This is a genomic window from Ruegeria atlantica, from assembly GCF_001458195.1.
Classification (GTDB): Bacteria; Pseudomonadota; Alphaproteobacteria; order Rhodobacterales; family Rhodobacteraceae; genus Ruegeria; species Ruegeria atlantica.
Genome location: NZ_CYPU01000007.1, coordinates 132154 through 154925, shown reverse-complemented (window position 1 = coordinate 154925; position 22772 = coordinate 132154). Strand labels below are relative to the sequence as shown.

The 22772-nt window shown below is 57.3% G+C and carries 21 protein-coding genes; 8 read left to right on the top strand and 13 right to left on the bottom strand.

Going from position 1 to position 22772, the window contains the following annotated elements; genetic code table 11:
• Positions 1-35 precede the first annotated feature (35 nt).
• The 3 genes from RUA4292_RS01755 to RUA4292_RS01745 form a co-directional block, all read right to left on the bottom strand.
• Positions 36-371 (bottom strand): carboxymuconolactone decarboxylase family protein, encoded by a 336-nt coding sequence (locus RUA4292_RS01755; RefSeq protein WP_058276038.1) that lies wholly within the window; start codon positions 369-371, stop codon positions 36-38.
• A gap of 68 nt (positions 372-439) precedes the next feature.
• Complete coding sequence (locus tag RUA4292_RS01750) at positions 440-1093, bottom strand: DUF938 domain-containing protein (protein ID WP_058276037.1); 654 nt, start codon at positions 1091-1093, stop codon at positions 440-442.
• Positions 1090-2157: an NAD(P)/FAD-dependent oxidoreductase gene (locus RUA4292_RS01745; RefSeq protein WP_058276036.1), complete on the bottom strand. Its 1068-nt coding sequence runs from the start codon at positions 2155-2157 to the stop codon at positions 1090-1092. Before RUA4292_RS01745 ends, RUA4292_RS01750 begins: the two co-directional genes overlap by 4 nt.
• A gap of 398 nt (positions 2158-2555) precedes the next feature.
• Here RUA4292_RS01745 and RUA4292_RS25585 point away from each other — a divergent pair, with 398 nt between their 5' ends.
• The 4 genes from RUA4292_RS25585 (at position 2556) to RUA4292_RS01725 (ending at position 5516) form a co-directional block, all read left to right on the top strand.
• Positions 2556-2741: a hypothetical protein gene (locus tag RUA4292_RS25585; RefSeq protein ID WP_370737402.1), complete on the top strand. Its 186-nt coding sequence runs from the start codon at positions 2556-2558 to the stop codon at positions 2739-2741.
• Between the two features lie 3 nt (positions 2742-2744).
• Positions 2745-3998: an HlyD family secretion protein gene (locus RUA4292_RS01735; RefSeq protein ID WP_058276035.1), complete on the top strand. Its 1254-nt coding sequence runs from the start codon at positions 2745-2747 to the stop codon at positions 3996-3998.
• A gap of 190 nt (positions 3999-4188) precedes the next feature.
• Positions 4189-5133, top strand: coding sequence for an NAD(P)/FAD-dependent oxidoreductase (locus RUA4292_RS01730; RefSeq protein WP_145974810.1), 945 nt, complete (start codon positions 4189-4191; stop codon positions 5131-5133).
• Positions 5134-5138: 5 nt separating this feature from the next.
• A complete protein-coding gene (locus RUA4292_RS01725; protein WP_058276033.1) occupies positions 5139-5516 on the top strand; it encodes a hypothetical protein in 378 nt (125 codons plus the stop codon).
• Positions 5517-5727: 211 nt separating this feature from the next.
• On the opposite strand, the gene RUA4292_RS01720 is transcribed toward RUA4292_RS01725, so the two are convergent.
• The 9 genes from RUA4292_RS01720 to RUA4292_RS24680 form a co-directional block, all read right to left on the bottom strand.
• Positions 5728-6696, bottom strand: coding sequence for a M15 family metallopeptidase (locus tag RUA4292_RS01720; protein ID WP_058276032.1), 969 nt, complete (start codon positions 6694-6696; stop codon positions 5728-5730).
• 345 nt (positions 6697-7041) lie between these two features.
• Positions 7042-8115 carry a BMP family ABC transporter substrate-binding protein gene (locus RUA4292_RS01715; RefSeq protein WP_058276031.1) on the bottom strand — a complete coding sequence of 358 codons (1074 nt, stop codon included), beginning with the start codon at positions 8113-8115 and terminating at the stop codon, positions 7042-7044.
• 35 nt (positions 8116-8150) lie between these two features.
• A complete protein-coding gene (locus RUA4292_RS01710) occupies positions 8151-9071 on the bottom strand; it encodes an ABC transporter permease (RefSeq protein WP_058276030.1) in 921 nt (306 codons plus the stop codon).
• A gap of 3 nt (positions 9072-9074) precedes the next feature.
• Positions 9075-10157, bottom strand: coding sequence for an ABC transporter permease (locus RUA4292_RS01705; RefSeq protein ID WP_058276029.1), 1083 nt, complete (start codon positions 10155-10157; stop codon positions 9075-9077).
• A 63-nt stretch (positions 10158-10220) separates the two neighbouring features.
• Positions 10221-11738, bottom strand: coding sequence for an ABC transporter ATP-binding protein (locus RUA4292_RS01700; protein ID WP_058275481.1), 1518 nt, complete (start codon positions 11736-11738; stop codon positions 10221-10223).
• Positions 11735-12670, bottom strand: coding sequence for a xanthine dehydrogenase accessory protein XdhC (xdhC, locus tag RUA4292_RS01695; RefSeq protein ID WP_058276028.1), 936 nt, complete (start codon positions 12668-12670; stop codon positions 11735-11737). The genes RUA4292_RS01700 and xdhC overlap by 4 nt, the downstream gene beginning before the upstream one ends.
• Positions 12670-15072, bottom strand: coding sequence for a xanthine dehydrogenase molybdopterin binding subunit (xdhB, locus tag RUA4292_RS01690; RefSeq protein WP_058276027.1), 2403 nt, complete (start codon positions 15070-15072; stop codon positions 12670-12672). The genes xdhC and xdhB overlap by 1 nt, the downstream gene beginning before the upstream one ends.
• Entirely contained in the window at positions 15069-16430 is a 1362-nt protein-coding gene (xdhA, locus tag RUA4292_RS01685) for a xanthine dehydrogenase small subunit (RefSeq protein WP_058276026.1), read from the bottom strand. Before xdhA ends, xdhB begins: the two co-directional genes overlap by 4 nt.
• 202 nt (positions 16431-16632) lie before the next feature.
• On the bottom strand, positions 16633-16776 hold the full coding sequence (locus RUA4292_RS24680; RefSeq protein WP_158506890.1) for a hypothetical protein: 144 nt from the start codon (positions 16774-16776) through the stop codon (positions 16633-16635).
• Here RUA4292_RS24680 and dnaE point away from each other — a divergent pair.
• The 3 genes from dnaE to RUA4292_RS01670 all read left to right on the top strand — a co-directional run bounded on the left by dnaE (position 16775) and on the right by RUA4292_RS01670 (position 20953).
• Positions 16775-20275 (top strand): DNA polymerase III subunit alpha, encoded by a 3501-nt coding sequence (dnaE, locus tag RUA4292_RS01680; protein ID WP_058276025.1) that lies wholly within the window; start codon positions 16775-16777, stop codon positions 20273-20275. The genes RUA4292_RS24680 and dnaE overlap by 2 nt on opposite strands.
• A gap of 85 nt (positions 20276-20360) precedes the next feature.
• Positions 20361-20579 (top strand): YMGG-like glycine zipper-containing protein, encoded by a 219-nt coding sequence (locus RUA4292_RS01675; RefSeq protein WP_058275719.1) that lies wholly within the window; start codon positions 20361-20363, stop codon positions 20577-20579.
• 26 nt (positions 20580-20605) lie between these two features.
• Positions 20606-20953 carry a hypothetical protein gene (locus RUA4292_RS01670; RefSeq protein ID WP_233493298.1) on the top strand — a complete coding sequence of 116 codons (348 nt, stop codon included), beginning with the start codon at positions 20606-20608 and terminating at the stop codon, positions 20951-20953.
• A 4-nt stretch (positions 20954-20957) separates the two neighbouring features.
• On the opposite strand, the gene RUA4292_RS01665 is transcribed toward RUA4292_RS01670, so the two are convergent.
• Complete coding sequence (locus RUA4292_RS01665) at positions 20958-21152, bottom strand: SlyX family protein (RefSeq protein ID WP_058275721.1); 195 nt, start codon at positions 21150-21152, stop codon at positions 20958-20960.
• A gap of 131 nt (positions 21153-21283) precedes the next feature.
• Between RUA4292_RS01665 and hisS the strand changes: the two genes are divergently transcribed.
• Complete coding sequence (gene hisS, locus RUA4292_RS01660) at positions 21284-22771, top strand: histidine--tRNA ligase (RefSeq protein ID WP_058276024.1); 1488 nt, start codon at positions 21284-21286, stop codon at positions 22769-22771.
• Position 22772 lies beyond the last annotated feature (1 nt).

Here is a 22772-nt window from a genome sequence, read left to right as displayed (position 1 = left end):
TAAGCAAAGGCCCCGGAGATCTCCGGGGCCTTTTTTCATACTGAAAGCTCGTCAAAGCATTCCAACGCCTTGGCGGCATACATCATCGACGGTCCTCCGCCCATTTGAATGGCCATGGCCAGAACGTCTGACACTTCTTCGCGGCTTGCTCCGGCATTGAGCAAGGCTTCGGTGTGTAGAGTTATGCAAGGTTCGCAGCGGGCAGCGATGGACATACCCAAAGCGATCAGCTCTTTGGTTTTGTAATCCAGCGAACCGCCTTCTTTGACGGTTTTTCCCAGCGCACCGAAGGCACGGGCGGTATCAGGGATTGCAGCGTTGAGGTTGCGCAGATTGTTGCGCGTATCCGAGAGCTTGTCTTGCCAATTCATTTGTGGGCTTCCTTTAAACATATCACCTTGTGAATATGTTCGTGAAAGCTGCCTGACTTTGATCTTGATCAGACTGCGGGTCTTTCAGCGACAAATGCCAGGTTGTTTGCCGGCATTTCAACAGCACCGATTAAACTCAGTTGAACTCGACGCAGCAGGCCCAGAATGTCGGCGTCATCCTTGTATCCGATGTCCGGGTCTTGTTGGCTCAACGCAGCATGAAAGTTCTGGTCTCCGGTACTGGTCAACTGGCCGGAGCGCATGAATGGCCCGTAGAGGATTAGCCGACCGCCCGGGTTCAGAGCCAGCGCGGCCTCGGTCACCAAGGCTTCCACCTCCGACCAACTGATCAGATGCAGCAAGTTGATCAAGAGGATCAGGTCATTTGCCCCGTGAACGGTATGCCAACCGGGTTGGACCGCATCAAGTTCTATCGCAGGGGCTATGTTTTCTAAGCCTTCGGCATATGCGTCGATTGAAGCGCGTCGTTCAGGTTCAACCTCACTGGGTTGCCAATCCAGACCGGGCAGTCGATTTGCAAAAGCCACGACGTGCTGCCCTGTACCACTGGCCAGTTCCAGCGCGCGACCGGACGCAGGGGCGAACTGAGCCAGCAAATCACACAGCGCGTCGGCATTCCTGCTGGCCGCCGGAGCGACCAATTTTTGCCCATCGGATACCGTCGCCACGCTGGCATTTGCGGGAAGTTTGCGTTTCGTCATCCACGTAACCTTTCTGGCCTTAGGGTGGAAACGCTCGCCGCCTCCAATTCTGAACGAGCACCAGTCGTCAAATCTGCCACCAGCTGTGAGGCCGCCGGTGCCGTTTGAAAGCCATAACCGCCTTGCGCAGCCGACCAGATAAACGTGGGTTCGGCGGGGTCGGGGCCTAAGACCAGCGTACCATCCGGCGCAAAGCTGCGAAGCCCAGCCCAGTTCGCCTCGACCCTTGTGACCGGCTCGGTCACCATCGCTTCGTACCGCGCCAGACCCTCGGCCAACACCATGTCGTCCGCATAGGCATCATGGGGAAAGGTCGGATCAGCCTCGCAAGGGGAAACGATCAGCTTTCCGGCATCCGGTTTCGCATACCAGCCTTCGCCAGCGCCCAACATCAAAGGCCAACCGGTCACGTCATGACCGGCAGGGGCGGGAACACGGGCCACTGATCGTCGGCGCGGTTCAATGCCGATCGGTGTAACGCCGGCCATCATGGCGATCTCATCCACCCACGCGCCTGCGGCATTCACAAGGGCCTTAGCCTCGAAAGGTTCTGCCGCCTCAACAAACCAGTGCCCAACTTTGGTGATGCTTTTGACCTTCTGACGGGTCAGAACCAAGCCGTCGTTGGCCCGGATTACACGTGCGAAATCTTGCATCATCCGGTCGGTATCAATGTCAAAAGCAACGCTGCTGGCGGCAGCAAACCCAACAGTCTGTGGGTTCAGTATCGGAACCCGCAAAATGGCCTCCTCAACCGAGATTTCTGACAGACGAAGGTCAGCCTGATCCTGCAGAAACGCGTCTCGTTGATCATGCCCGGCGATCAGCATCAACCCGCGTGGCGACAGATAGCCGTTCGATCTCAGATAAGCTTCGCTCGCTGCATTCAGGGTCTTCACGGAAGGCGGTCCATACCCCTTTTCGAACAACGCCGCCGACCGGCCAGAGGTGTGATATCCCAGCGCGTCTTCGCCTTCGAGTACGACGACATGTCCATGTTCGGACAGACGCGCGCCTGCGCTTAACCCGGCGATGCCCCCGCCAATGATCAGGAAAGCGATCATGTCAGTAGCTCCGCCCGGAGATCACCCCAAAACGGGTGGATTTGAGATCTGCTTTTATTCATGGGCAGAGCTTCGCACGCGTAACGCTATTGGAAAAGAGGTGTAATTTCCGCAATGTAAACTTGAACCAAAGAGGCTGGCCTGTTTTTAGTGCAGCCATCATCGGAATCGGAGAAAGACGTGACACCGGCAGAATTACATCCAATGGCCACGGGGCATATCCCCTCATACGTCACGCAGGCAGATGGCAGCGACTTTTTGCTGACCTTCATGTTTGTTTTTACCATTTTGGTGATCGTCCTGATCGGGGTTGGCTATTTCACACTGCACTCCATCCCGGAAAAATCGCGCATGAATCCAACCACCCTCAGTTTCAGCTTGTGGGGATATTGGCGCTGTTGGCTCTGTTTACCCACAATGGTCTGTTCTGGGTGGCGGCCATTCTTGTAGCCGGGTTCCAGTTCCCGGATGTCGCCGCCCCCTTGCGCGCCATTGCCGACGCAATCCGATCCTTAGGCAATCAAGGCAACGATGTTCCTGCCCCCTCGGCCCCAGCGCAAGCTACCGCGCAGCAGGAGCAGTAAGAGATGCTTGAAACACTGATGTGCGCGTTGGTCACCGTGTTGCCGGATTACCTGTTCCGTCGTTACGTACAGGGCAAACGCATAGGCCATGAAATCACATTGTTCACCATGTGGTATGAACTGCGCTGGGGCCTGACCACCTGCGCCATTCTTGCGCTGACCGTGATCACCACGCTGTTTTACTTCCACCCTGCCAGTAAAACGGCGGCGTCCTACTTCCGCACGGTGACAATTCTGCCTCAACTCGGCGGTCGCGTGTCCGAAATTTACGTCACCAACAATCAGCAGGTCACTGCCGGCCAGCCGATTTTCCGGATCGAGGATTTCACCCAAACCGCACAGGTCGAGGCCGCGCATGCGCAGATCGCGCAGGTTCAGGCATCGCTGAAAGTGGCGGAAACCGATCTGGCCGAGGCCGACGCAGGCATCGCAGGCGCGCGCGCTGCATTGGATCAATCGCTTGAGGATTTGGAGCGTAACACCACCCTGCGGGACGAAGGCTCCAGCGCCGTGCGATTGGCCGAAATCGACCGGTTGGAAAACCTTGTTGCCGAGCGTGAAGCGCAGCTGACCGCATCGCGATCCCGCCGTGCCGCCGTGGTGCAGCAGATCGAAGAACTGATCCCGGCCCAACTGGCCAGCGCCAACGCCCAGTTGGACGCCGCGCTGACCGAGCTGGACAAAACACTCGTAAGCGCAGGTGTGACCGGTCGGGTTGAACAATTTGGCCTTCAGGTGGGCGACTATGTCAGTCCTTTGCTGCGGCCTGCGGGCATTCTGGTTCCGTCAAGCTCGGGCCATAACCGGTTTCAGGCTGCATTCAACCAGATGGCCGCTCAGGTCATCAAGCCGGGCATGATCGGAGAGTTGGGTTGCATGACCAAGCCCTTCACCGTGATCCCGATGGTTGTGGTTGAGGTGCAGGATGTCATCCCGTCAGGTCAGATACGTCCCACAGATGAGCTGCGCGATGTTCAGACCAACAAGGTGCCCGGCTCGATTTTGGTCTATATGGAGCCGCTGTACAAAAACATGGCCGATGACATACCGCCCGGCAGCAATTGTCTGGCGAATGTCTACACCGACAACCACGAACGGCTGGAACATGAAAACCTGGGATTCTGGCACGCCGCCGCCTTGCATGTGATTGACACGATCGGTGTTGTCCACGCGGCGGGCTTGCGCCTGCGTCTGATACTGATGCCGGTGAATACGCTGGTGCTGACCGGGCCAACAGGTTCATCTCATCACGTTTGACGAGATGAACCTGCGATCCAAAGGGCCGGCCTGATCGTGGTAGGCGATGGAAAAGTCCTTGCCTGCCGTTCTTGTCTGACGAGGTGCGTGAATGGACTTAGTTGCGGACAATTCGGACACCCAACATTTGAGAGAAAATGTCGGCTTCTGAAAAAAATCAAGAAAATGCTAGTCTTCATTTCTAACGGAAATGTGGGACACAGTTATGACAAGCCGACAACAGCAACGAGTAATTTTAATTGGGGCAGGCATGGCCGGTTTGATGGCAGCAGCAGTGCTCGCAGACCAATTTGCTGATGTCATAATCATCGAAAAGGATGATCTGCCGCGCACGCCTCAAGTTCGAAAAGGTGGCCCGCAAGGTGCACACGTACATACGTTCCTTGGATATGCAGTTGAAGCCATGGAGGATTTTCTGCCAGGCATCATGGCCGAACTCTATGCGGCGGGTGCCGTTCAAATTCGCAGAAACAAGGATATCTGGTTCGACGATGCGGCTGGCCCGACTCCAATTCGAGATGCAGGTATCCTTACACCGTCGGTGACTCGGCCTTTGTTGGAACACGTGACGCGCCAGCGTGTGCTCGCGTTGCTAAATGTATCAATCAAGGAAGCCACTAGATTTACGCAGTTTTGCACTGATGGCAACAACGACGTATCTGGCGTGAAAGTTCAAACAGGCGACAACGGTATGGAAATCGACTCCGACCTGGTCGTTGATTGTTCCGGTCGCGCGACAACTTTGCCGCGTTGGCTCGTCGATCACAGTTATGGTGACGCCGAACGTCCGGAACTGGGCATCGGCATGTCATACACGTCCGGGCTATTCCGCCCACCTCCTGATTTGGCAGGTGATACTTGGGCCTGCCTTATGCTTGCAATTCCGCCCAACACTCGCGCGGCCTATCTAACACCCGTCTACGGCGAGCTTTGGCTTGCGACCATGTACGGAAGGGGTGGCGACATGGCTCCACGCGAGGCAGAAGGATTCGTTGAATGGACGAAGGGCCTTGCCCACCCCATCATCCACGAAAAGTTGAACCGTGCAGAACCGGTTTCCGACTTTCGCTCCTACAAAATTCCAAAGGGTTTTTGGCTTCGCTATGACCAAATGGACCGGTTTCCACGGGGGTAATTCCCATGGGTGAAGCGGTGACAAGCTTTAACCCGATGTATGGACAAGGCATAAGCCTGTCCGCAGGCCAAGCGCGGGCGTTGCGTTCCGGGATGCCCGATGGCTTGGATCGTCTGGCACCGCGATACTTCAAAGCATCTGAGCCGCTCAATCAAGTTGGTTTGTCTGTCATGGAAACCCGTGATCTGGAACACCCAAGTACGGTCGGCGAGCGCCCCGCAGATATCGAAAACCGTTGGAAGATTGGAGCGGCAATCCGAAAACTGGCTGAGACAGATGCCGATATTCACCGCTTAAGTGTAAATGTTACCCACCTGTTGGAACCTCCGAGTGTTCTTTCACGAGAAGACATCGTTGAACGTGCCCAAAAGCTCGTCAACTAGGAAGGTTCCTTTGGAGAGCGGTCGTTTGTAGGGCATGCAGCATTGAACAATTTGGGCGCACAGCGGTCGTTCGCTGCACTCGACGTGAACGACTGCAATGCGGACAAAGCTTCAATTTACCGTAGGTGGGCCAATGGCTGCTTCCGGTTAGCCAAACAGAAACGGCCGTATTCTCCTGTGACATAAACACTTGTGTTTTGGCACAATGATTTTACAGGACGCCATCGCTTATCCATCTTTGAAGCAATTGTTCGCTAACTTCGAAGTGCATCGAATCTTCACGGGCGAACCCTCCTCCCCAAACCCATCCATTCTTTATGAAAATAAGAGCGACGCGATACAACTGGACATCCACCTTTTCATCGCCGAAGCGATCTAGTTCACCATCCAAGTTTAAGTCGATTGCTGTGCCCCAACTGTGAGAGCCTGCGAACGAAGAGGAGCCACGGACCCTGCGAACGCATAGCGTTCCAGCGCTCCCGATTTTGAACAAAATGTGTGGGTGTTTTTCCTCAATCTCGGAAAAAACCTTCTCAAGCGATTGAATTGCGGGAGCCAGTAGATGTACCCGCAAACCACCTACTTCTCCGACTTGCAGTTTTGCCTTCCAAGCCTCGTTGGTAACCGGTTCGCAACTGTCACTTAACTCCTCACGCGGCTTTCCCAAATTTTCTTTTAGAAACACTCTGCTCGGAGCTGTCAAACTCCCGTTTATTTCTGACCGATTAATTCCTAGCTCGTCAAAACTCACTGTCCCAGACGAAGCCCCGGGGCCTTCACCGGGCGTGGTATTCTGGTAATACTCTTGGATACTGGCAACTGTCTCGGAATCTTGAACGAGTTCAGTGTCAATAAAAAACTCAAGATTGCGTTGAACTTGTTCGGGTTCACCGATCTTGATCATTTCCAGAATGCGTTCTCGCTCAGCGTCATTCTCAGCCAGTTTGATTTCTCGTTGGTGCTCAGTAGCCGCTGCGGTGCGCTCAAGATACGAACTGTAGTAGATAATAAACGCATTACCCATTGCCCCGATTGCTGCCGCGAGAATTGCGACAACTAGCGGCGACTTCCACGAGTTGTTCTTAGCTTGTGCAATATTGTACTCTAACTCACGCTCCTTGACGCGCGCTTCGCGATCAAGGATTTCAAGTTTCTTGAACTCTATGTCAGACAACAACATCACCCCACGATACTTCTAAGGATGTTAGCCGAGTTGGACCTACTCGTTCAACAAACCCTGAAGTTGTATTCTGGACAAAAAAACTGCATCCAAAACCTTCCCGCCCCAAAAGATCGTTTTGTCTCTTTGGAGCGCTCAACCGAAATCGTCAGAAATTCCTATGCCACAAGCCGTTGACAGAACCGCCTTAAATATTGCTAGGTCTATGACTACGCTCGAGGACCGGACCTTCGTATATCGTGCGGCATACGACACTAAGGGCTCGGAACGGTCATTCAAAAAAGGCCCGCATGTATATGCGGGCCTCGTCGATTTTTCTAAAGCTTAGTCTCAGAAGATCACAGTTTACTGCGGAATTTCGCCTTCCAGACCTTCGACGTAGAAGTTCATACCTGCCAGTGTACCGTCATCGGCGGTTTCGCCTTCAGCCAGCCAGTCGCTGCCGTCCTGCTTTTTGATCGGGCCTGTGAAGGGATGGTACTCACCCGCTGCCATGGCCGCTGTCATCGCCAGTGCTTCTTCTTTGATGTCGGCCGGAACGGCGTCCGAGATCTCACCGATCTCAACCATGCCTTCCTTGATGCCGTCCCAAGTGTTCACGGTTTCCCACGACCCATCCATGACAGCTTGGGTACGTGCGATGTAGTAAGGCGCCCAGTTGTCGATGATCGAAGAGACGCGCGGCTTGGGAGCATATTCGCTCATGTCCGAGGCCTGACCGAAAGTGATCACGTTGCCTGCCTCTTGCGCAGCCGCCTGCGGCGCGGTCGAGTCGGTGTGCTGCAGGATCACGTCCGCACCTTGTTCGATCAGAACGGTTGCGGCATCAGCCTCTTTCGCCGGGTCGAACCAAGTGTAGGCCCAGATGATCTTGAACTCGACATCCGGGTTTACCTTTTTGGCATGGATGTAGGCCGAGTTGATGCCGCGGATCACTTCGGGGATTGGGTAGGAGCCAATGTATCCGATGATGTTCGACTCGGTCATTTTACCCGCGATGTGGCCCTGAACGGCACGACCTTCGTAGAAACGGGCCGAATAGACGGACACGTTCGGGGCGGTCTTATAGCCGGTCGCGTGCTCGAACTTCACGTTCGGGAATTTCTTGGCCACGTTGATCGTTGGGTCCATGTACCCGAACGAGGTGGTAAAGATCAGGTCAGCGCCTTCAAGCGCCATCTGCGTCATCACACGTTCCGCGTCCGGGCCTTCGGGAACGGATTCAACAAACACAGTCTCGACTTTGTCGCCGAATTCTTTCTCGACCGCCAGACGGCCTTTGTCATGTTCATAGGTCCAGCCGCCGTCGCCCACCGGGCCGACATAGACAAAGCCTACTTTTGTTTTGTCCTGTGCGACCGCGCCGGTCGCCAGACCCAGCACCATCGCAGCACCGGCAAGAAGTGAAGTGAATTTCATGTGGTTACTCCCCAAGTTGGTTCAATTGGCCCCGTCTAGTGCGAGGCGTGGAAGGTCCGGCCCAGTGAGGCAGGTGCGCTGCTCTTGTCGGCCGAAAGGATCACAAGCACAAGGATCGTGATGATGTAGGGCGACATTGCCAGATACTCGACTGGGATGGCAACGCCTGCTGCCTGCAGATTAAGCTGCAACACCGTGATTCCGCCAAACAAATAAGCACCCAGCAATGCACGCCATGGTTTCCAGCTGGCAAAGACCACCAGCGCAAGAGCGATCCAGCCAACACCGGCGGTCATGCCCTCGGTCCACTGCGGGACGCGGATCAGGCTGATATAGGCTCCACCGAGGCCCGCGCAGGCGCCACCAAACAGGATCGCCAGGATGCGGATTTTGATGACCTTGTAGCCCAGGGCGTGTGCGGCGTCGTGGTTTTCACCCACTGCGCGCAGGATCAGACCGACGCGGGTGTATCTCAGCGTGGCCCAGACGGCTGCAACCAGCGCGATGCCCAGATACAGGATCGGATCATGCTGGAACAGGATGGGGCCGATCACCGGAATATCGCTGAGCAACGGGATATGGATATCTCCCATGCTGGGCGGTTTGACACCTACATAGCTTTGACCCATCAGTGCGCTGAAGCCTAGGCCGAACAGGGTAAGTGCAAGACCACTGGCCACCTGGTTCGCCAGCGCAAACTGCGTCAGCAGGACGAACAGCAGGGACAGAACCGCGCCACCAATGGCTGCTGCAATGAACCCCAGCCAGGGTGATCCTGTTTCGACAGATATCGCAAATCCGCTGATTGCGCCGACGATCATCATGCCCTCTACGCCAAGGTTCAGAACACCTGCTTTTTCGACGACAAGCTCTCCGATCGCCGCCAGCAGCAGGGGGGTTGCGGCCACCATAAGCGAGGCGACCAGAAGTACGGGATTGATTTCACCTAGGTCCATGGGTCACGCCACCTCATTACGGGCCGCACGGATGCGGTAGTTGGTCAAAAGATCGAAAGCCAGCAGGAAGAACAGGAGCATGCCCTGAAAGACCTGAATGGCAGCCGCAGGCAGGCCCAACTGGGATTGCGCGATTTCGCCGCCAATATAGGTCAACGCCATCAAGCCACCTGCCAGCAGGATACCCACCGGATGCAGACGGCCCAGAAAGGCCACGATGATCGCGGTAAAGCCGTAGCCCACGTTAAAGTCGATGCTGACCTGACCTGATGGGCCTGCGACCTCGAACATCCCCGCCAACCCGGCCAGGGCACCGGACATGCCCAGACAGAACAGGATCAGACGTGCCGGGTTTACACCCGCGAACTTCGCCGCCCGAGGCGCTTCGCCCGTCAGGCGAATGTGGAAGCCCAGCATGTGACGGTTCAGCAGGACATAGGCAAAGATCACAGCGATCAGCGCGGTCACCACACCCCAGTGCATACCCGATCCGGCGATCAACTCAGCGTTATGCGCGCTTTCATAGGATTGCAGGTTGCGCGATCCGGGAAAGCCGAACCCTTCGGGGTTTTTAAGCAGGCCAAGCGAAACCGAAGCCAGCATCTGCTCGGCCACGTAGACCAGCATCAGTGATACGAGAATTTCGTTGGTGCCAAAACGCACCTTCAGGAAGGCCGGTATCGCCGCCCAAAGCCAACCGCCAAATGCGCCGGCGATCACCATGATCGGGAAAACGTAGAACGCATCCAGCGGGTAAAAGGCCAGACCTGCACCTGCGCCAAAGATAGCGCCCATGATGTATTGCCCCTCGGCCCCGATATTCCAGATACCGGCTCGGAAACCCAAGGACAGGCCAATGGCGATCAGAACCAGCGGCGCGCCTTTGACCAGCAATTGTGGACGATAGTAGAAAGCGAACTCGCCAAACAGCGGCTCCCAGAAAATGGTGCCAATGGCTTGGATCGGGTTCTTGCCCAGAATGGCGAACAGGATGCCGCCGAAAACCATGGTTGCCAGCACGGCCACCAAAGGGGTCGCGTAAGACCACGCTTTGGACGGCTGCGGCCGTTTCTCCAACACAATCATCTGCTCATTCCCCCAGTTTCTTCATCTTTTTGTAAATTTTCCCGCCGAAGGCGGTCCGACGGATTAAACATGGGCCACCTCCATGCCATGCGCGCCGCCCATCATCAGGCCGATTTCGTCGACCGTCAGACCCGTGGTCGTACGCGGAGCGCTGAGCCGCCCTTCATTGAGCGCTGCAAAGCTGTCCGATATCTCCATCAGCTCATCCAGATCTTGCGATATGCAGATGACTGCGGTGCCTTTGGCGGCCAAATCCAGAATGGCCTGACGGATCGAGGCCGCGGCGGCCGCATCAACGCCCCATGTCGGTTGGTTCACAACCAGAACGTCCGGGTTTTGCAGGACTTCGCGCCCAATGACGAATTTCTGTAGGTTGCCCCCTGACAGAGATCGTGCTGCGTTTTCTGGCCCCGGTGTGCGGACGTCAAAGGCACTGATGATCTTTTCGGCAAAACTCTTGGTTTCTGCCCATTTGAGGAAGCCGTTGTTCTCAAGTCCTTCCCGGACCGATCCAGTCAGCAAAGCGTTTTCGGTCAGGCTCATGTCAGGGGCGGCCGCATGTCCCAACCGCTCTTCCGGAGCGGTCAGAACGCCCAGCTTGCGGCGCGCGGTAGGCCCCAGTTTTCCGATCGGCTGGCCGTTGAACTTAATCGCGTCGGGTGCTGTGGTGATCTCGCCCGACAGAACGCCCAACAATTCGTCCTGGCCGTTGCCCGCGACACCGCCAACGCCCAAAACTTCGCCCTTACGGACGGTCATGTGGACATTCTTCAATGCGGTACCGAACTCGGATGGTGATGGAACTGACAAACCGCTGACATCCAGGGCGACCTCACCGAACTCACGCCCCGAACGCTCGGGTGTTTGCAGGGTCGAACCCACCATCATCTCGGCCATATCCCGCGCTGAGGTCTCAGCTGGAACGCATTCGCCGACATTCTTACCCAAACGCAGGATTGTGGCGTGGTCGCACAGTGTGCGGATTTCTTCCAGCTTGTGCGAGATATACAGGATCGAAGTACCCTCGGACCGCAATTTGTTCAGCGTTTCGAACAAGATGTCGACTTCCTGAGGTGTCAGAACCGATGTCGGCTCGTCCATGATCAGAAGCTTGGGATCCTGCAGCAGACAGCGGATGATTTCGACCCGCTGACGCTCACCCGCAGACAGATCACCGACAGTGCGATAGGGATCCAGCGGCAGACCATAGGTTTCCGATACTTCGCGAATACGCGCCGCCAGATCGCCCATGGCTGGTGGGTTTTCCATCCCCAAGGCGATGTTTTCGGCCACGTTCAATGCGTCGAACAACGAGAAGTGCTGGAACACCATCGCGATCCCGTCAGCCCGTGCGGCGCGGGGTTCGGGTGGCGCGAAGGCTTGTCCGCGCAGCAGCATGGTGCCGCTGTCGGGCTTCACCAGCCCATAGATCATTTTGACCAACGTGGATTTGCCGGCGCCGTTTTCGCCGAGCAGAGCGTGAACTTCGCCCTCACCGATGTCAAAGGACACCTGATCATTGGCCACGACGCCGGGATAGGCTTTGGTTAGCCCTTGTAAGCTTAGAAGTGGAGTGGTCACGCGCTCAGGTCCTTCTTTATTTCGTTTTGCCGGGCAGGGCGCAGGATCTGCGCCGCGACACCAACTGCGATCATCTGCGGGTGTTTGCCCAGGGCTGGATCTCCGATTGGGCAGGTGATCCGGCCAATCCGCTCGGGCGCATGTCCCAAAGCGGCCAGCCGGGACCGGAACCGCGCCCATTTCGTAGCCGAGCCAATCAGGCCCGCAAAGTGGAAATCGTGCAAAAGCAACCTGTTGCACAGTTCCAGGTCCAGATTGTGTGAATAAGTCAGCACAAGATGCTCAGCATCGCGCGGCGCATGGCGTACCAGTTCAGCCGGTTTCGCTGCCGGAACGACGGTTACGCCTGCGGGCACCGCTTCGGGAAAACGCTCAGGCCCGGTATCGACCCAGGTGATCGACAGATCGGGCAGCGGTGACAGGACATCGACCAGAGCCCGGCCAACGTGACCGGCACCCCATATCCACAGATTGCGCGCGGGTTCGTGAACGGGCTCGACCATCCAGCCGTCAATCAACTGCGGTTCGGGCGCGACGCCCTGCCCACGGGCCTGCGACAACAGTCGCTTGACCGAAAGCGGCATCTCACCACCCGAAGCCGAGCGCGCAATGACTGCATCATCCAGCCGGTCGACGGCCTCAAGGTCATAGATTTCACTCAGCAGAGTTACTGCACCGCCACAACACTGGCCCATATCCGGGCCAAGCGCGTGGTGCGTTTGGCGCATGGGCGCTAATTGGGATCGGGCTGCTTCAGCCGCCTGATACTCTAACGTGCCACCGCCGATGGTGCCCGACTGCCCGTTCTCCCAAACAAGCATTGCAGCGCCAACTTCGCGGGGGGATGAACCCTTGATCCCGGCGATAACCACCCGGGTCACCTTGCCGTGGGTTTTGACCGCCTCCCTCAAAGCCTCTCGATCAAATCCCATCAGGTCTCTCCCTTTACCTGCTGGACACCATTCCAGACTTCTTCAGCCGTGGCGGGTGCATCAAGTGCAGGATAGCTGCCCCCGCAGGCCGCCACCGCATTCGACAGGGCAAGCCACGCGGAAATACCCAGCATGAACGGCGGCTCTCCGACCGCTTTTGAGCGATAGATCGTGTCCTCGCGGTTTTCACCGCTCCAGAGCGCGACATTGAAAACATCAGGCCGGTCCGAGCAGGCGGGGATCTTGTAGGTCGACGGCGCATGCGTGCGCAGGTTCCCTTTGCCATCCCAAACCAGCTCTTCGGTTGTTAGCCAACCGGCACCCTGTACGTATGCGCCTTCGACCTGCCCAATATCCAGCGCCGGGTTAAGCGATGCGCCTGCATCATGCAGGATATCCGTCCGCAAAATGCGGTTCTCGCCAGTCAGTGTATCGATTGCGACTTCGGTGATCGACGCGCCGTACGCGAAATAAAAGAACGGACGCCCCCGGCCTTTGATCCGGTCCCACTCGATCTTGGGTGTCTTATAGAACCCGGTCGCAGACAGGCTGACCCGGCCCTGATAAACCAGCGCAGCTGCTTCTGAGAATGTATAGCGCTCTTCGCCGACCGAGACGTGGCCATCAGCGAACGTCACCGTTGAGGGATCGGCCTGATGTCGATGCGCCAGATAGTCGGCCATCCGGTCGCGGATCGTGTCGCAGGCTGCTTTTACCGCCATGCCGTTTAGATCACTGCCCGAAGAGGCGGCCGTAGCCGAAGTATTCGGCACCTTGGCGGTGTCGGTCGCGGTAATTTTCACCATCTCCAACGGAATTCCAAAGCGGGACGCGGCCACTTGCGCTACCTTTTGGAAAAGACCTTGCCCCATCTCGGTGCCGCCGTGGTTCAGGTGGACCGAGCCGTCCTGATACACATGCACCAACGCGCCCGCCTGGTTCAGGTGGGTCAACGTAAACGAAATGCCGAACTTAACCGGAGAAAAGCCAATGCCTTTCTTGATCACGCTGTTCTCGGCGTTCCACACTTGGATGGCTGCCTTGCGTGCGGTGTAGTCGCTGGATTGCAGCAACTTTGCAGTCATGCCGTGCAGTTCGAAGTCACTGACCTCCATCCCGTACGGCGTGGTATTGCCGCCTGCGGGCAACGGACGCACTGGCGCGTCGCCCATTTCCACTGCACCTCGGCTGGTCAGGTCTTCGTGCGGGTCAGGATGGCCCAGTGGCTTTTCAGCGATCACGGGATCCGCAACAACATGCGCCGGCTCGTAATAGTTCCGGCGACGCAACTCGACCGAGTCCATGCCCAGTTCATACGCGGCGTGATCCATCACGCGTTCGATCCCGACCATACCCTGAGGTCCGCCGAACCCGCGATAGGCGGTTGCGGATTGAGTGTTAGTCTTCAGCCGGTGGCTTTCGATCCGGGCATTCGGCAGCAGATAGGCATTGTCCGAATGTAACATCGCACGGTCCGCGACCGGCAGGGACAGATCCTGTGCCCAACCACAAATCGCATGATGCAGGAAGGAAACGCCTTGGATGTGGCCGTTCTCATCAAAACCGGCTTTATATGCAATCCGGAACGCGTGGCGCTTGCCGGTTATGATCATGTCATCATCGCGGTCATAGCGCATCTTGCAGGCTTTGCCTGTCGCACGCGCTGCGATAGCGCAGGAAACAGCCAAAGCGTTGCCCTGACTTTCCTTGCCGCCAAAGCCGCCGCCCATACGGCGCGTTTCAACGCGAACCGCGTGCATCGGAACACCCAGAGCGTCCGCTACTTTGTGCTGAATCTCGGTCGGGTGTTGGGTCGAAGAATGCACCAACATATCCGCGCCCTCATTGGGCACGGCCAGTGCAGCCTGACCTTCCAGATAGAAATGCTCCTGACCGCCAAGTTCAAACCCACCTTCGATCACATGCGCCGAACCCGCAATGGCCGCATCCGCATCGCCCTTGGCGTAGATGCGCGGACCGTCCTCGAACCGACTGTCTGCGGCAAGCGCCTCTTCAATCGTCAGGATCGGGGCCTCTTCGGCATAATCGATCTGGCCCAAACGCGCCGCTTTCCGTGCGGCAATGTGGCTGGTCGCGATAACGAGGAAAACGGGTTGCCCGATATAGTGAACCGTACCATCAGACAGCAGAGGTTCATCATGGATCGACGGTGAGACGTCATTGGCAAACGGCAGATCGTCGGCTGTCATTACCATGACGACACCTTCGGCTGCCTTCACCGCCGACAGGTCCATCGTGGTGATCTTACCCTTGGCAATCGGGCTGATGCCAAAAGCCAGATGCAACGACCCTTTGGGCGTAGGAATGTCATCCACATACCGTGCGGTTCCCGCGACATGCAGTGGCGCCGCGTCATGGGGGAGGGGTTTGGTCACGCTCATGCGGACACCTCCAATACATTTGTCACTTCGCCTTGATCCTCAAGGAAATATCGTTCGAGCAGCGCTTTGGCCGTCTGCAGCCGATAGTTGGCCGATGCGCGCATGTCCGTCATTGGCGTGAAATCACTGTCGAAGGCCGGAATAGCGGACCGAACAGTCTCATGCGTCCATGGCTTGCCAACCAGCGCGGCTTCGACATTTGAAGCCCGTTTGGGAGTTCCGGCCATACCACCAAAGGCAATACGGGCATCAGCAACCATACCGTCCGAAACAGAGATGTTGAAACACCCACACACGGCCGAGATATCCTGATCGAACCGTTTGCTGAGTTTGTAGGCCTTCAAACGATCCGCCTGACGCGGAAAACTCACGGATTCGACAAACTCGCCAGGTGTCCGGTCTTGTTTGCCGTAGTCGATAAAGAAGTCCTCCAATGCGACCGAGCGACGTTCGTCGCCCTTGCGCAGATGTAGCGTCGCGCCCAGGGCGATCAGTGCAGGAGGATTGTCTCCGATGGGCGAGCCGTTTGCGATATTTCCGCCCACGGTGGCCGCGTGCCGCACCTGAACGCTGGCGTAGCGCCGGATCATTTCGGCGTAAGACGGGTGCAGATCCGCCAGTGCTTCGCCCATCCGGTTCATATCGACCATCGCGCCGAACAGAACCTCGTCATCCGTGATGGTGATCTCTTTCAGATCATCACAGCGGTTCAGAAAAATCACTGGGTCGAGGTCACGCAGTTGCTTGGTCACCCAAAGCCCAACGTCCGTTGCGCCGGCGACCAGAGTGGCGTCCGGGTGTTCCGCATAGATTTTGGCCAATTCATCCGAAGACTCCGGCAACATCTGCGATGTGACCCGCGTGGCGACTGGCTTGTCTTTCACCCAAACTGGCACGGGAACTTCTTCGGCAACTTTGGCGGCGCGAATGATCGGCGCGTAGCCGGTGCAGCGGCACAGGTTGCCAGCAAGCTGGGTGTCGTGATCCGTCGCGCCATTTGCATGACTTGCCACCATCGACATAACGAAACCGGGGGTGCAGAAGCCACATTGCGAGCCGTGCAGATCCACCATCGCCTGCTGGGCTGGGTGCGCCTCGCCGTTGGGGCCACTGGCGCCTTCGACCGTGCGAACCGCCTTACCATGCAGTTGCGGCAGAAACAGGATGCAGGAATTCAGCGCCTTGTGGCCACCTTCATCCGTCACCATGACAGTGCATGCCCCGCAATCGCCTTCGTTGCAGCCTTCTTTGGTGCCGGTCAGGCCGCGATCCTCACGCAGCCAATCCAGCAGGGTCGCTGTCGGATCGACATCCGCCAGTTCCACTGTCTCTCCGTTCAGAAGAAACGTGATATTCATTCGAGAAACCCGTCGCCTTACCCGGTTGCGCCCTTGCGTGCCCCCCTTCGATGCGACGTAGAAAGAGTAGCGGGCGGATAGCTTGCCAACTGATGTTAGAAACAGCGCAGGTTGTCTGGCAAGAAAAACTACCTATGTGATACACCATTGAGCACTGACGCTGCGTGATTGTTATCTTCGTTTAGAGATCACCTGATTGAAACTAAAGCGTTTTTTGTCTTTGACTACTTTCGGGCTCCGAAGCACCTTCTGGAAAAGCCGAATAATCAAAGCCCATCTTTTTGGCAATCCAAAGCCAAGGTTCCTGCTTTTGCCGGGCGCGCGGCTGGGATAGCGTGGCAGTCATGAGCAGTACTCCTCGATTCATTCACCTCCGTGTTCACACCGAATATTCCCTGCTGGAAGGCGCCGTGCGGCTAAAAAAGCTGCCCGGTCTGTGTGGCAAGATGGATATGCCCGCCGTCGCTGTGACGGATACTAACAGCATGTTCTCGGCTTTGGAGTTTTCGGTCACCGCCAGCGGGGCCGGAGTGCAGCCGATCATGGGTTGTCAGGTTGACCTGACCTATGTGCAGGCGCAACCGGGCGAAAAGCCCAAAACACCCGCGCCGGTGGTTTTGCTTGCCCAGTCCGAGGTCGGGTATGAGAACCTGATGAAGCTCAGCTCGTGCCTTTATGTGGACAAGGGCGGGCAGTTGCCGCAGGTGACTTTGGAAGAGCTCGCGGAACGATCTGACGGGTTGATCTGCCTGTCCGGTGGACCGGATGGACCGGTTGGGATGTTGTTGCAGCAGGGTCAACGCCCCGCAGCTGAGACCTTGGTAGACCGGTTGTCAGTGATGTTCCCCGATCGCCTCTATATCGAACTCCAACGCCATCCGGGTGAGGGTGGTCAACCCGAGGCCGAACGTCTGACCGAGCGTGGCCATGTGGAAATGGCCTATGCCAAAAACCTTCCTCTGGTCGCCACCAATGACGTCTATTTCCCGACCACAGATATGTACGAAGCGCACGATGCGCTGATTTGTATCTCGGAGGGGGCCTATGTCGATCAGCAGGAAGGCCGCCGCCGTCTGACCGCGCAGCACTATTTTAAGTCGCAGCAGGAGATGGCGACGTTGTTCGCCGACTTGCCTGAGGCAATTGAGAACACCGTTGAGATTGCCAAGCGCTGCGCGTTCATGGCCTATCGCCGCGATCCTATCCTGCCGAAATTCGCTGATGACGAGGTTGCCGAACTGCGCCGTATTGCAAATGATGGTTTGCAGAAACGTCTGGCTGTTATCCCGCACGCAGTGACGCCCGAAGAATATCAAGAGCGTCTGGATTTCGAGCTCGACATCATCGAAGGCATGGGGTTCCCCGGCTACTTCCTGATTGTTGCCGATTTTATTCAGTGGTCCAAGGATCACGATATCCCGGTCGGGCCGGGTCGGGGCTCGGGTGCGGGATCTTTGGTGGCCTATGCGCTAACGATTACTGACCTTGATCCGCTGCGCTATTCGCTGCTTTTCGAACGGTTCCTGAACCCGGAACGGGTTTCGATGCCGGACTTCGATATCGACTTCTGCATGGATCGCCGCGAAGAGGTGATCCGTTACGTGCAGCAGAAATATGGCCGCGACAAGGTGGGGCAGATCATCACCTTTGGTGCGTTGCTGTCGAAAGCTGCCGTGCGGGATATCGGGCGCGTTCTGCAGATGCCATACGGGCAGGTGGATCGCCTGTCCAAGATGATCCCGGTGGAAGGCGTCAAGCCGGTTTCCATCGAAAAGGCACTGAAAGACGAACCCCGGCTAAGGGAAGAGGCGCGCAACGAAGAGGTTGTGGACCGCCTTCTGACTTATGGCCAGCAGGTCGAGGGGTTGCTGCGAAACGCGTCGACCCACGCGGCGGGAGTGGTTATCGGAGACCGCCCGCTGGATGCGCTGGTGCCGCTGTATCAGGACCCGCGATCCGACATGCCTGCCACTCAGTTCAACATGAAATGGGTGGAACAGGCCGGGCTGGTTAAGTTCGACTTTCTTGGTCTGAAGACGCTGACTGTGATCCAGAATGCGATGGATCTGATCTTCAAATCTGATCGCCCGTTGCATGTCGCTGCTGATGGTACGGAGCTTTACGAACCCGCTGAAGGGGCGGAAAACCAGATCAACGCCATCCCGCTGGATGATGAGGCAACGTACAAACTTTATTCGGCGGCCAAGACAGTGGCGGTGTTCCAGGTGGAATCCTCGGGCATGATGGATGCGCTCAAGCGGATGAAGCCTGACTGTATCGAAGATATCATTGCCCTCGTCGCGCTCTACCGTCCTGGCCCCATGGAGAACATCCCCAAGTTCTGCGAGGTCAAAAACAAGCTGAGCGAGCGGGACACTCTGCACCCGTCCATCGACCATATCCTGGACGAGACGCAAGGCATCATCGTCTATCAGGAACAGGTGATGCAGATCGCCCAGGAAATGGCGGGCTACAGCCTTGGCGGTGCGGATTTGCTGCGCCGCGCGATGGGTAAGAAAATCCAGGAGGCGATGGACGCAGAGCGGCCCAAGTTCCTCAAGGGTGCTGCTGAGAACGATGTGGATGAGGCCAAGGCGACCGAGGTTTGGAACCTGCTGGATAAATTCGCCAACTACGGGTTCAACAAATCCCACGCTGCCGCCTATGCGGTTGTCAGCTATCAGACAGGCTGGCTGAAGGCGAACCACCCGGTCGAGTTCATGGCGGGTGTCATGAACTGCGATATCCACCTGACCGACAAGCTGGCCGTATATTTCGAAGAGGTCCGTAAGGGGCTGGAACTACCTTATGTACCGCCTTGCGTGAACCGGTCGCTGTCGACATTCGACGTGGTGGACGGGCATCTGGTCTATGCGCTGGGCGCGCTAAAGAATGTGGGTGTCGAAGCGATGAACCTTGTGGTCGCTGGTCGCGAAGGCAAGCCGTTTGTGAACCTGTTCGACTTTGCCCGCAAGGTTGATCTGAAGAGGGTGGGCAAGCGCCCGCTAGAGATGATGGCGCGGGCAGGGGCCTTCGATCAGCTCGACAAGAACCGCCGTCGCGTTTTCGAAAGCCTCGATCCGCTGGTGCAGTATTCGGCCGCCATCCATGACCAGAAGAACTCGAACCAGGTGTCGCTGTTTGGCGAGGCGGGCGATGACCTGCCCGAACCGCGCTTGTCGCCTTCGCCTGATTGGCTACCGGCGGAACGTCTGAGCGAAGAATTCAAAGCCATCGGTTTTTACCTGTCGGGCCATCCGTTGGACGACTATATGCCCGCGCTGAAGCGAAAGCAGGTTCTCACGCTGGATGAGGTGACCGAAAAAGCACGCTCTGGCCCCTTTATCGCCAAAATGGCTGGTGTTGTTGCCGGACGGCAAGAGCGTAAATCCGCGCGTGGAAACCGGTTCGCCTTTGCGCAATTGTCTGATCCGACGGGCGCGTACGAGGTCACTCTGTTTTCAGAAACGCTCGAAAAGTCACGCGAGTATCTGGAAACCGGAGCGCAGGTGGTGCTGACCGCCGAAGCGACTATGGAAGCTGACCAGCTCAAGCTGTTGGGGCGCTCGGTCGGCCCTGCCGATTCCGTGGTGGCAGAAGCCGGGGCGACGGGGCTGCGTATTTTTGTTGACGAAGCGCAAGCGGTGCCAACCGTAGCAAAAGTTCTTGGGGATGCCGCAACTGCCACCAAAGGCGCAGCGCGCGGTCCGATCCAATTGTTGTTGCTCGACCCAAGTCTGCCGGGTGATGTCGAAATGGATCTGGGTGTTGAGTTTCCGATCAACCCGCAGATCAAAGGCGCGATAAAATCGCTGGAAGGTATTTTGTCCGTCGAAGAGATCTGACCTCTCTTTGTTGCCAGACAGTTAGCACCCCGCTAGGCTAACCTGACAGAGATGTCTTTGGGTCATGCCGCAGGAGGGTGTTGATATGACAATTGCAGGTCTCAATTTCAGAAGAGTTTTGTTCGGGGCGGCGGCATCGCTGGCTTTGGTTGCAGCCTCGGTCGCGTCGGCGGACGACAAGAAGAAAAAGAAGACCCTTGAGGGCGCGCTGATCGGCGCAGGTGTTGGAGCGATTGTCGGTGACGGAAAAGGCGCAGCGATTGGTGGCGTGGCCGGAGCTATTATTGGACATAACTGGAAGTGATTGTGATGCGTTTTTTCAAACTCAAAATGTCCGCTTGCGCCGCAATCCTGGCGGCTCCGTGTGTGGCTGCGGCCGATGAGGCGGCTGAGCAGATGGTACAGGATGCATTGCCCGTCATGCACTATACGTGCGCCTCGATTGCAGAAGAAGCGGATGGCGACGAAGCCTTTGTTGTGACTGTTGTTGGAAAGATGACTGCCTTATCTCTCCACAATCGCCAGATCAATATCGAAGATCATGCCGCCACGGATGAGGAGAAAGCCCAGCTGCGTGAGGCGTTCATAGCCGCGCTGTCGGAAGGATGTGCGGCAGATAAGGATGCCCTATTGGGTGGCGTGGTCGACAACGCGGTTAAAACGTCGCTGGGGCTCTAAGTCATCAATAGTGCGGCGGGCGTTCGTCGCCCAAAACGATCCCGCCCGAGCCTTCCTGTGCCCGTTCGCCTTCGCGGCGCATCAGCATTTCGACACGGCGTGTCAAACGATCAATCTCGTCCTGTTGGCGGGTGACGACCGAATTGAGGTCTTCGACCGTACGGGCAAGATGGGCGATCTGCTCTTCCAGATGCTGCATTGGGGACTCCTGTGTCTTCGGCCGGTCATAGCGACCCGGACAGCGCATGGCCAGCGAAAGCGCGCCTTGCCCCGATGCAGGCCATGGGATAGACCGCGCGCGGAACAAGGCAACTCCCAAGGACGTCCCACATGGCCAAGCCCAAGAAACAGCCCCGCCCCAAGGCCGTAACGCCAAAAGGGTTCCGTGACTATTTCGGCCAGGAAGTCACGCAGCGCACCGAGATGCTGCGGGCTATTGCGGACGTCTATCATCAGTACGGGTTTGACGCCTTGGAAAGCAGCGCGGTTGAAACCGTCGAGGCGCTGGGCAAATTCCTGCCCGACGTAGATCGCCCGAACGAGGGTGTGTTCGCGTGGCAGGAAGTCGACGAGAATGACAAGGGCGACTGGATGGCCCTGCGCTATGACCTAACCGCGCCTTTGGCCCGGGTTTACGCGCAGCACCGCAACGATCTGCCGACGCCTTATCGTCGTTATGCGATGGGACCAGTCTGGCGGAACGAAAAGCCGGGGCCGGGGCGCTATCGCCAGTTTTATCAATGCGATGCGGATACGGTGGGCACGGCCTCGATGGCCGCTGACGCCGAGATTTGCGCGATGCTGTCGGACACGCTTGAGACCGTCGGCATTCCGCGCGGCGACTATTTGGTGCGGGTCAACAACCGCAAAGTTCTGAACGGCGTGCTTGAGGCGATGGGGCTTGGCGAAGACGTCGCTGCCCGCGACAACGTTCTGCGCACCATCGACAAGTTCGACAAAGTTGGCGAGCAGGGCGTGCGAGAGCTGCTGACCAAAGGCCGTCTGGACGCCTCTGGCGCGTTTATCGACGGTGTTGGTCTTAGCGAGGATCAGGCTGAGCCGGTGATCGCGTTTCTGACCTCCAAGGCCGCGGAAACCGCCGGCACATTGGCCAACTTGCGCGCCGCCGTAGGCGACAGCAAGATCGGCGCGGACGGGATCGCCGAGTTGGAACAAATCGGCACCTTGTTGGATGCGGGCAGATACGGCGCGGACCGGATCGAGATTGACCCTTCGGTCGTGCGCGGTCTGGGTTACTATACCGGGCCGGTTTATGAGGCCGAACTGACCTTTGAGATTTTCGATGAGAAAGGCCGCAAGCGGCAATTCGGATCGGTTTCGGGAGGTGGTCGCTATGACGATCTGGTCAAACGCTTCACCGGGCAGGAAGTTCCGGCGACCGGCGTCTCAATCGGTGTCGACCGTCTGCTCGCTGCCCTGCGCGAAAAAGGCAGGATAGCCGCGCAGGCTACGGGTCCTGTAGTCGTGACCGTTATGGATCGCGACCGGATGGCCGATTATCAGGCGATGGTGGCAGAACTGCGCAACGCAGGTATCCGGGCAGAGGTTTATCTGGGTAATCCCAAGAATTTCGGCAATCAGCTGAAATATGCGGATAAACGGAACTCTCCGATTGCAGTGATCGAGGGCGGTGACGAGAAAGCCAATGGGATCGTGCAGATCAAGGACCTGATCCTTGGCGCGAAGATCGCCGAAAGCGCCACGCTCGAGGAATGGAAAGAACGCCCCAGCCAGTTCGAAGTGTCACGTGGTGATCTGGTCGCCAAAGTGCGCGAAATTCTGGACAGGCAGGACTGAC